8 protein-coding genes are annotated in these 10,164 nt (G+C 29.6%); all 8 read left to right on the top strand.

Annotated features, from left to right (window positions below; all coding sequences use genetic code 11):
- The coding region (locus B2671_RS03130; RefSeq protein WP_346869115.1) for an SAM-dependent methyltransferase at positions 1 to 1,076 on the top strand (1,076 nt) is incomplete at its 5' end.
- 75 nt (positions 1,077 to 1,151) lie between these two features.
- Positions 1,152 to 2,237 (top strand): CdaR family transcriptional regulator, encoded by a 1,086-nt coding sequence (locus tag B2671_RS03125; RefSeq protein ID WP_346869114.1) that lies wholly within the window; start codon positions 1,152 to 1,154, stop codon positions 2,235 to 2,237.
- 304 nt (positions 2,238 to 2,541) lie between these two features.
- Positions 2,542 to 3,684, top strand: a complete 1,143-nt coding sequence (locus B2671_RS03120; protein WP_346869113.1) for a glycerate kinase — start codon at positions 2,542 to 2,544, stop codon at positions 3,682 to 3,684.
- Positions 3,685 to 3,708: 24 nt separating this feature from the next.
- On the top strand, positions 3,709 to 4,920 hold the full coding sequence (locus tag B2671_RS03115; protein ID WP_346869112.1) for a GntP family permease: 1,212 nt from the start codon (positions 3,709 to 3,711) through the stop codon (positions 4,918 to 4,920).
- A gap of 337 nt (positions 4,921 to 5,257) precedes the next feature.
- Positions 5,258 to 6,004, top strand: a complete 747-nt coding sequence (locus B2671_RS03110) for a biosynthetic peptidoglycan transglycosylase (protein ID WP_346869111.1) — start codon at positions 5,258 to 5,260, stop codon at positions 6,002 to 6,004.
- Positions 6,005 to 6,191: 187 nt separating this feature from the next.
- A complete protein-coding gene (locus tag B2671_RS03105; RefSeq protein WP_346869110.1) occupies positions 6,192 to 7,595 on the top strand; it encodes a L,D-transpeptidase family protein in 1,404 nt (467 codons plus the stop codon).
- A gap of 85 nt (positions 7,596 to 7,680) precedes the next feature.
- Entirely contained in the window at positions 7,681 to 9,429 is a 1,749-nt protein-coding gene (locus B2671_RS03100; protein ID WP_414632607.1) for a flavin monoamine oxidase family protein, read from the top strand.
- A 174-nt stretch (positions 9,430 to 9,603) separates the two neighbouring features.
- The gene (locus B2671_RS03095; protein ID WP_346869109.1) at positions 9,604 to 10,017 is read left to right on the top strand and encodes a hemerythrin domain-containing protein; all 414 of its coding nucleotides are present in this window, start codon (positions 9,604 to 9,606) and stop codon (positions 10,015 to 10,017) included.
- The last annotated feature ends 147 nt before the right edge of the window (positions 10,018 to 10,164 follow it).

Raw genomic sequence — 10,164 nt, 5'->3', positions numbered from 1 at the left:
AATATAACAAAATAATATTTATATTAAAGGAAAACAACTCGAAGGAGTATTATCAAATAGAAAAGTATACTGATAAGCAGGTATTTCATGAAAACATTCATTTAGATTTATTAAAGGAAAAAGTCTTAGAGTATATAGTGGATAATTATAAACAAGTTTCTGCTTGGGCAAGTAATATTACCTTTGATTTAAGAATATCTAAAAAAGGTAAAGTTCATTTAGGAAAGAAAACAAGCAATAATGAAAGTATTATTAATAAAGAACATAATAAAGAAAAGAATTATATCCTTAAAGAAGGAATGATAATTGAACCTCTTATAGATTTAGGAATTTTCACTAAAGAAGGTAAGGTGGTAAATTCTAAGTATGATAAGTATAAACAAATAAATAGATTTGTTGAAGTCATTGATGATGAAATTAAAAAGAATGATTATAAAGAGCTTACAATTTTAGATTTTGGATGTGGGAAATCTTATTTAACCTTTGTACTATATTACTATTTTGTAGAGATTAAGAAAATTAATGTTAAGATGATAGGTCTAGATCTTAAAAAGGATGTAATTGAGAAATGTAATGATATTGCTAAAAGATATAATTATGACAACTTACACTTTGAGTTAGGTGATATAAATGGATTTAAATATAATGATAAGGTTGATATGGTAATTACCTTACATGCCTGTAATACTGCTACAGATTATGCACTATATAATGCTATTAAATGGAACAGTAAAATGATTTTTTCTGTACCTTGTTGTCAGCATGAGTTTAATAAGCAAATGAACACGGAATCCTTATCTATACTTACTAGGTATGGCATAGTTCAAGAACGAGTAGCAGCTCTTATGACTGATGCAGTAAGAGGAAATCTTTTAGAATCTTTAGGATATAAAACTCAGCTTTTAGAATTTATAGATATAGCTCATTCTCCTAAAAACATATTAATAAGGGCGTCGAAGACTAGTATAACTAAGGAAAAAAAGGAAAAGGCACTTTCAGAGGTTAATGCTTTAATGAATGAATTTAATTTGAATCCTACATTGTTTAATTTACTAAAGCAGGATGAATTAATTTAGTGGTTTATAATATTTGTTACAATGTAACCTCCTTTAAGTTTGTCTATAGCGCTTCACAAGGAGATGATTTAAATCATGATTATTAATAAAATCAATTTTAACTTAGCTCAAGAAATAGTAAATGCAGTTAAAGAGGTTGTAGATAAAGATATAAATTTTATAGATATAGATGGGATAATTATAGGTAGTACGGATAAATCTAGACTTAACACCTTTCATCAAGCAGGACATAATGCTATAAAAACTTTGAGTAATGTAACTGTTGAAGATAATGAGGAATATAAAGGAAGTAGAAAAGGTATAAACTATCCCATAAAAATAAACAATATTGCAGTAGGTGCTATAGGTATAACTGGAGAGCCTAGTGAAGTTAGTAAATTTGGATTTTTAGTTACTAAAATCACAGAAATATTTATAAAAGAACAGCAGCTAAATTATAAATATGAAGCAGATAAACAGAGAATAAATTATGTTGTAAAGTCGTTGATATATAATAATGTTGAAGATAAAAATGAAATTGAAAATATTCTTCAGGAATTTGGAATAGAGTTAGATCAGCAGTTTGCTATAGTTATTTTAAAAATAAATAAGTATCATAATCTAAGAGAGCTAGAGACTATAGAGAATCACATAAAGGGTGTATTAGATGATATTGGTAATATATTCAAACTATATATTTATCCTAATGAATTCATAGCTTTAGTAAACCAGGAAAGATATAATAAATTAAGAAATACTCATTTGGAAACATTAAGTAAGTATCATGGAATTTTAACTGGGGGGGTAGGGAGGTTAAAGGGTTTATATGAAGCGTATAAATCTTATGAAGAAGCTAGAATTGCCCTTAAGTACTCTGCTGAAAACCATGATATTTTAACTTATCTTGATAGCTTGAATTTAGAGCTTATTTTAGAGAGCGTAGATAATGAAACGAAAAATCAGTATAAGGATAAGGTATTAAAATCTCTTGATGAAGAGGATATAAATTTATTGGAGGTTTATTATAAAAATGATATGTCTCTAAAACAAACTGCAGAAGAGCTATATATACATAAAAATACCCTTCAGTACAGATTAGAAAGAATATATGAAAAATCAGGATTTAATCCAAGAAAATTTAATGAATCTGTAATACTTTATTTAGCTATAAAACTATCATAAAAGGCAAAATGCAAAGAAATTTTTAATAATGAATTATCTCAAAATTGATTAAATCTAAAGTTTTTATTGAAATTGTATCTATATGGAATAATAGGTATCAATGAAATAAAAATGAGGATTGATTATAACCAATTTTGAGATATTTTTATTTATAAGTAAAAATATTTTTATGAAGGATTTTAAATTTGAAAATTCAATATTAGATATGACAAAAATTAAGGTGTGAAAACGTATTATTTTGTTGTATGTAACATAGAAGTGACAAAAATCCTTTGATATAATTTGATAAAAGGAGGAGGTAGCAATGAAAATTGTAATTTCTATAGATTCTTTAAAGGGAAGTTTAACTTCAATTGAAGCAGCTAATGCAATAAAAATAGCAATATTGAATGTAGATAGTGATTCAGATATAAAAATAATGCCATTAGCAGATGGGGGAGAGGGAACTGTAGATGCCTTAGTAGAAGGCATGAATGGTGAAGGCAAAATTATATCTGTTACAGGTCCAGTGGAAGAAAAGGTGGAGGCTAAGTATGGGATATTAAAAAATAACAATACAGCAATAATAGAAATGGCTCAAGGGGCAGGTTATTCACTAGTTCCACCAGAACTAAGAAATCCTTTAAAAACTACTACCTATGGAGTTGGAGAAATAATAAAAGCTGCCATAAAAGAGGGGTGTAGAAACTTTATAGTTGGAATAGGTGGAAGTGCTACTAATGATGCAGGAGTAGGAATGCTACAGGCCTTAGGATATGAGTTTTATGATGAAAACAATGAACCTGTTGGTTTTGGTGGACAGGTATTAAATAAGATAAAAGCTATAAAAACACATAATAAATTGAAGGAACTAGATGAGTGCACCTTCAAAATAGCGTGTGATGTAACTAATCCTTTGTACGGAGAAAATGGAGCAGCCTATGTTTATGGACCACAAAAGGGTGCAACTCTTGAGATGGTGAAAGAATTAGATAGAGGCCTTAGAAATTTTGCACAGGTGGTTAAAAAACACTTAGGAAAAGATATAGCTGAGACAGAAGGTGTGGGAGCAGCAGGTGGACTTGGATTTGCATTTTTAGGATTCTTAAATTCAAAACTAGAATCTGGAATTAAGATAATATTAGAAGAAATTAAGTTAGAAGAAGCTATAAAGGATGCAGATTTAGTTATTACTGGCGAGGGTAGACTAGATAATCAAACTGCCATGGGAAAAGCGCCTATAGGAGTTGCTAAGCTTGCTAAAAAACATAAGGTTAAGGTAATAGCAGTAGCAGGATGCACTACAGAAGATGCCGTTAAGTGTAATGAAGAAGGAATAGATGCCTATTTTTCTATAATAAATTCAGCTATGACTATAGAAGAAGCAGTTAATAAAGATACAGCTATAAAGAATATGACATCAACAATGACACAAATTTTTAGACTTATAAAGACAATGAAAGAATAAAAATCTTAAATAGGGGTGACGATAATGGAAGTACAGATTACAACATTAGGAGCTTTTCTTGGACTTGTAGTAGCCATAGTATTAATCATTAAAAAAGTACAACCTGTATATAGTTTAATATTAGGTGCAGTAGTTGGAGGGTTAGTAGGAGGAGCAGGAATTGAAGGAACTGTAAGTGTAATGATAAGCGGAGCAAAAGATATTATGCCAGCAATTCTTCGTATAGTGACCTCTGGAGTTTTAGCAGGAGTACTTATTAAGACAGGAGCAGCAGCAAAAATTGCAGATCAAATTGTAAAAAGCTTAGGTGAGAAAAGAGCGCTATTTGCCATAGCGTTATCAACCATGATACTAACAGCTGTTGGAGTATTTATAGATGTAGCAGTAATAACAGTAGCACCTATAGCCCTTGCAATAGCGAAGAAATTAGGATATTCACCTATGGTTATACTTTTAGCTATGATTGGTGGAGGTAAGGCAGGAAATATAATATCGCCAAACCCTAATACCATAGCAGCAGCAGAAAATTTTGGGGTAGAATTATCATCTTTAATGGTAGCTAATATAATTCCTGCCATAGTAGGACTTATAGTTACAGTAATATTGGCTTCCTTACTTAATAAAAAGTATAAAAGTGCAAAAGAAACAAAAATAGAAGAAGTTGAAGAGGTGGAACTACCATCTTTCTTTGCAGCAATAATTGGTCCAATTGTAACTATAATTTTATTATCACTTAGACCATTAGTAGGAATATCAATAGATCCACTTATAGCACTGCCAGTTGGAGGTATTATAGGAGTTTTAGTTATGGGCAAAGGTAAAAATATTAACGAATATCTAACCTTTGGATTATCTAAAATGATGCCTGTAGCAATACTTTTAATAGGGACAGGTACTGTAGCAGGAATAATAAAGGCATCAGGATTACAGGCTACAACTATAGGAGTGCTTAATGCTCTAAATATGCCAGCCTTTGTATTGGCACCTATTTCTGGAATATTAATGTGTGCTGCTACAGCTTCAACAACCTCAGGGTCAACTATAGCATCAGCTACATTCTCACAAGCCATAGTGGGTGTAGGTATATCACCTATAGGAGGAGCGGCGATGGTTNNTGCAACAGCAGGAGCAACAGGGATGAGCATAGGACAGCGTTTGAAATTAATACCATATGAATCTTTAGTAGGATTATCAATGACTTTAGTTTCTACAATAATGTGGGGAATTATATTCTAGGTTAGTAAGTATAGATATAATAGTTAAAAAGAAATACAATATTTAAATTGTAAAAATAATAGAGCAATATCAAGTTTTAAAATCCATAGACTCTTTATTAAATAGGAAAATACTATCATTAATGAATACTTATGAATTCTTTGATGATAGTATTTTTATTTTAAAGTCTTCTTTAAATCACTAGTAGTTGACTATAATATTAATTAATATTAGTAATTAATAATTATTATATTAACCTATAAAATTGTAAATTACAAAAATGTAAGATAAGTGTAAGTTACTTCGATAACACATGGGAACTAAAGGATGTATAATAAACTTATAAGGAGGGGTTGCAATGAAGAAGTTATTAGTTAAACTTACTTTAGTGATTATTGTTTTCATGACAGCACTTGGAGTTTTTGTTTTGCAAGATGGATATTCTTTATATAGAGCTGCTACCTCTGATATAGGGGTAAAAGAAAAAATTAATGATATAAGAAGTAATAAGGATTATATAACTATAGATGGAATCTCTAAAGATTTTCTAGATGCCATTGTATCCGTAGAAGATCATAGATTTTATAATCATAATGGAATAGATTTAATAGCCATAGGAAGGTCAGCTATTAGCAATATCGATGCTGGAAAAATAATTATGGGGGGAAGTACAATAACACAGCAATTAGCAAAAAACTTATTTTTTACTCATGAGCAAAGATTGGAAAGAAAAATTGCAGAAATTTTTGTGGTTAGAGAACTAGAAAATAATTACTCAAAGGAAGAAATATTAGAGTTATATGTAAATGTAATATATTATGGTGATGGTTATTCTGGAATTAAACAAGCCTCTAAAGGATATTTTAATACATCACCCAATAAAATAACTTTATCTCAATCGTTGTTGTTAGCAGGACTACCACAATCACCAGAAAACTATGCATTATCCAAAAATTATGAAAGAGCAAAGAAAAGAAGTGAAGTTGTATTAATGTCTATGATAAGAAATAATGTTATTTCAAGAGAGGAAGCAGAGTCATTATGTAATGATAATATGGATAAAACTTTCAATAAAGCTACTCTTGCTTCAGAGACTACAAATTAATGATTGAAAAAGATATAAATTAAAACTTATAGGTTGTACTTTAATAATAATGGGTATAACCTATATTTTTGTACTTTTAATGTGGTATGATTAGTATATATAGTATGAGAATGTATTTTTAATATTATTTAATTGTAAATAGTTGGGGTAAATTTATTTGCAATTACTAGTTATATAGGGGGTTACTATGGAGATTAAAGATCAAGAAGTAGAAAAAAGTGTGAATATAAAGAAGAGGATAATTATAGGTATTATAATTTCCATTAGTATTTTGCTAATTATATATTTAAGCACATCTTTATATTTTATGAAGAGATTTTATTTTGGAACTAAGATTAATGGAGTTAGTGTTACTGGAAAAACCACGGAAGATATAGAAGCTGATATATTAGCAGAAAGTGAAGCTTATATATTAAAATTAGAGCAGAGAGGTAATGTTGAAGAAAATATAAATGGAAGGGATATTGAATATAAGTATAGTTTAGAAAATAAAATTGAAGATTTGAAGGAATATCAAAGTGCTTTTGGATGGATTTATGGAATTTTTAATACTAGTGATTATAAGTTAGAAAAAGAAGTATCTTATAATGATGAATTGTTAAAAAAGAAGTTCCATAGTTTAAATTGTTTTAAGGATGACAATATAATTAAACCTGAGAATGCTAAAATTCAATATGAAAATAATGAATACGTAATTAAAGAAGAGATTCAAGGAAATATGGTAAATAAAGATATACTATACAAAAAAGTTAAGGAAGCACTTAATAATAAAGTAGACGAAATAAATTTAGATGAAACTAAGTGCTATGAAGAGCCAAAGTATACTGCTAATTCAAAGGAAGTGGTAAAGGCTAAAAATACTCTTGATAAGTATATAAGTTCAGTAATTACTCATAATTTTGGAGATAATAAAGAAGTATTAAATGGAGATTCTATTCATAATTGGCTTCATATTGATAAAAACTTTAAGGTATCTATTGATGAAGAAAAGGCAAGAGAATATGTAAATTCACTGTCCATTAAATATGATACCTATGGGGCTACAAGGAATTTTAAAACCGCTCTTGGAACTACTGTAAATGTAAGCGGAGGTGACTATGGATGGTTAATTAATTATAGTGAAGAAACTGAATCTTTAATTAATGCTATTAAAGATGGGAAAAAGGAAGAAAGACAACCTATATATGCTCAAACAGCTGTAGCTTATGGTACAAATGATTTCGGAAATACCTATGTAGAAATTAATTTAACAACCCAGCATATATGGTTTTACAATGATGGAGTTTTAATTACAGAAGGGCCTATGGTTAGTGGCAATGCTGATAGTAAACATGCTACACCATCAGGTATTTACAGTTTAACTTACAAAGAAAAAAATGCAACCTTAAGAGGAGAAGATTATGCGGCACCCGTTAATTATTGGATGCCTTTCAATGGGGATATCGGTATTCATGATGCTACTTGGCGTTCAAAATTTGGAGGAGAAATATANNAAGATGGATCACATGGATGTATAAATACTCCATATAGTGTAGCTAGTAAGATATTTGAATATATAACTCAGGGTACACCAGTAATATGTTATTTCTAGTTTGATTATATATTTAAATAATAGAACTCTTTTTAGTAAAGTAGAATATTATAATTACTATAGAACTAAAAGGAGTTGAAACTATTTGGCTAGGGAAATTAAAGTTGTGCAGCCAAGTAATCCTACAGACGAGGAAAGGCATAGTATGCTAAGGCTTGCTTTAGAAGAAGTAGGTCGAATAGAAGATTACTATAATTTAATTGAACTACTCAGTCCACCAAAGGATATTACAACTATATTATCGCCAGGTCAATGCAAGGGGCTTAATGTAGGTATAATAGGAGGAGGAATTGCAGGTTTATCTGCTGCTTTTGAGCTTAGGAAATTGGGTTTTGACATAACTATATTTGAGCAGCAAAAGGAACGTATAGGAGGAAGAATTTATACTTACTATTTTGATAAAAATAAAAGGTATTATGGCGAGCTTGGTGCTATGAGAATACCAGTAAGTCATGAAGCTACATGGAAGTATATAAATCAATTTAAATTAAGAACAACACCTTTTGTTCAAAATAATGATAATGCCTTTATTTATGTGAGAAATAAAAGAGCTATCAATGATCCAGATGGAAGAAGTGTTATGGAAAAAATATATCCTGAATTTAATTTAGCACCATGGGAAAGACAAGAGCCATGGCAAAAGCTTGTAAGTTATGGCTTAGGAGCTAGCTTACTTCAAATCAGTCCAGATATAAGAAGAGAGTTGTTGCAAAATAAAAAAAATTACTCTCCAGAAATTGAATATTTTGATAGTATAAGCATAAGAAGAGAGCTTGAAGAACGGGGATTAAGTGAAGGTGCTATAGAATTAATATCATGCATTGCAACTTTCTCGGGATGGCTATATGACAATAGTTATATTGAAAGTCTCCAAGAACAGTATGCTGTAGATGATGCTTTTAGATACCAAATAGATGGAGGAATGGTTAATTTACCCCTTGCTATGTATCGCTCGTTGAAGTCACTAAATCCAAAGGAATACAAAAATATTTCAGAGAATCAGTTAGGTAAGATAACTTGGAATAATGGAACTAGAGTAAAAGGGATATATAAAAATAATGAAGACAATACTGTTATTTTAGAATATAGTAGTGAAGGTGAAATCACTACTAGTCGTCAAAGTTTTGATTTTGTAGTATGTACTATTCCTTTTTCTAGTCTTCGAAATGTAATTGTATACCCTATGTTTAGTACAGGTAAAATGCAAGCAATTAAAGAGGTTAATTATATAGCAGGACAAAAAACTATTTTTATGTGTAAGGAGAAATTTTGGGAAGAAGGGGGACCTAGTAAAGCAATAATAGGTGGCGCCTCTTATACAGACTTGCCAGTAGGAAGTATATGGTTCCCATCTTATAATATTGAGTACAATATTGCTGATCTGGAAAGTCAGGTAATACCTTCTGTGAGAAGAGAGTATAAAAGTTATGAAGGGGCTGGTGGAGTTCTTATGGCATCCTATAATTTAGCTAGAGATGCAGTGCGTCTTGGTAATTTGGAACCAATAACTAGGTTAGAATGGATAAAAACCCAAGTAGAGCATGTCCAAGGACTCAAAAAAGGATATCTTGATGATATAGTATTGGATAATAAAACCATACAATGGAATAATGAACAAGGATTTTTTGGAGCTGTTTGCTATTATATGCCTGGCCAAAAAAGACTATTTTCCTATGTTTCTAGCCAACCTGAATATGGCAATAGAGTATATTTTGCTGGTGAACATATTTCGCAGGAACATGGTTGGATACAAGGCGCAATAAAAAGTGCAATGATGGCTGCAAATGGAGTAGCAGAACATTGTAAAAATTATATAAAAACAGTTATAAATTGAAAATAAGAGGTTATATCAAAATATATTAATTTAAGATTAATAGATTATTTTGATATGACCTTTTCTAATATTAATTAAAATGTAGAATATATACTAAAAGTTGTAACAAATGGTACATAACTTATACTACATTTTGTTTATAATAAAGGTAGTAAATCAGTAGGGGGTATCACCATGAATTTAAATAATTTAATGAGACAACACGGAGATATATCAGATGAAATAAGGTTAATAAAAGAAATGATAAATAAAAATGTTATGGTATTAAATGCAATGGAAGCAGCAAGTCATATAAATAAACTCGCAGGAAAATTACAAATTCACTTAACATCAGAGGATAAGTTTTTATATCCAACCTTGATTAATGGTAAAGATTTATCACTTAAGAAAATGGCTAATTTATATATGAATGAAATGGGTGAAATTTCACAAGTATTCACTAGTTATAAAAAAAAATTTAATACTAAGAATAAAATTGAAGCTAATTTAATGGGATTCGTTGAAGAAACTCAGAGTATTTTAAAAGCTATAGAGACAAGAATTGCCAAGGAAGAAAATGAATTATATAAAATGATGAATGTTAATTAGCATCATAAATATTTATATGTTTTATTACCAAAAGTGGAATTAATTAATATATTATAGGTAATTTATAAAATAAATTAGTTAATATTAAATGAAAATACAATAAATTAATTTAACACAAATAAAATATTTAGAGAATATAAATTCATA

It is taken from the genome of Clostridium sp. UBA5119 (genome assembly GCF_002414285.1).
Classification (GTDB): Bacteria; Bacillota; Clostridia; order Clostridiales; family Clostridiaceae; genus Clostridium_J; species Clostridium_J sulfidigenes.
The sequence above is the reverse complement of the archived record's forward strand: the minus strand, read 5'-3'. Positions and strand labels throughout refer to the sequence as shown.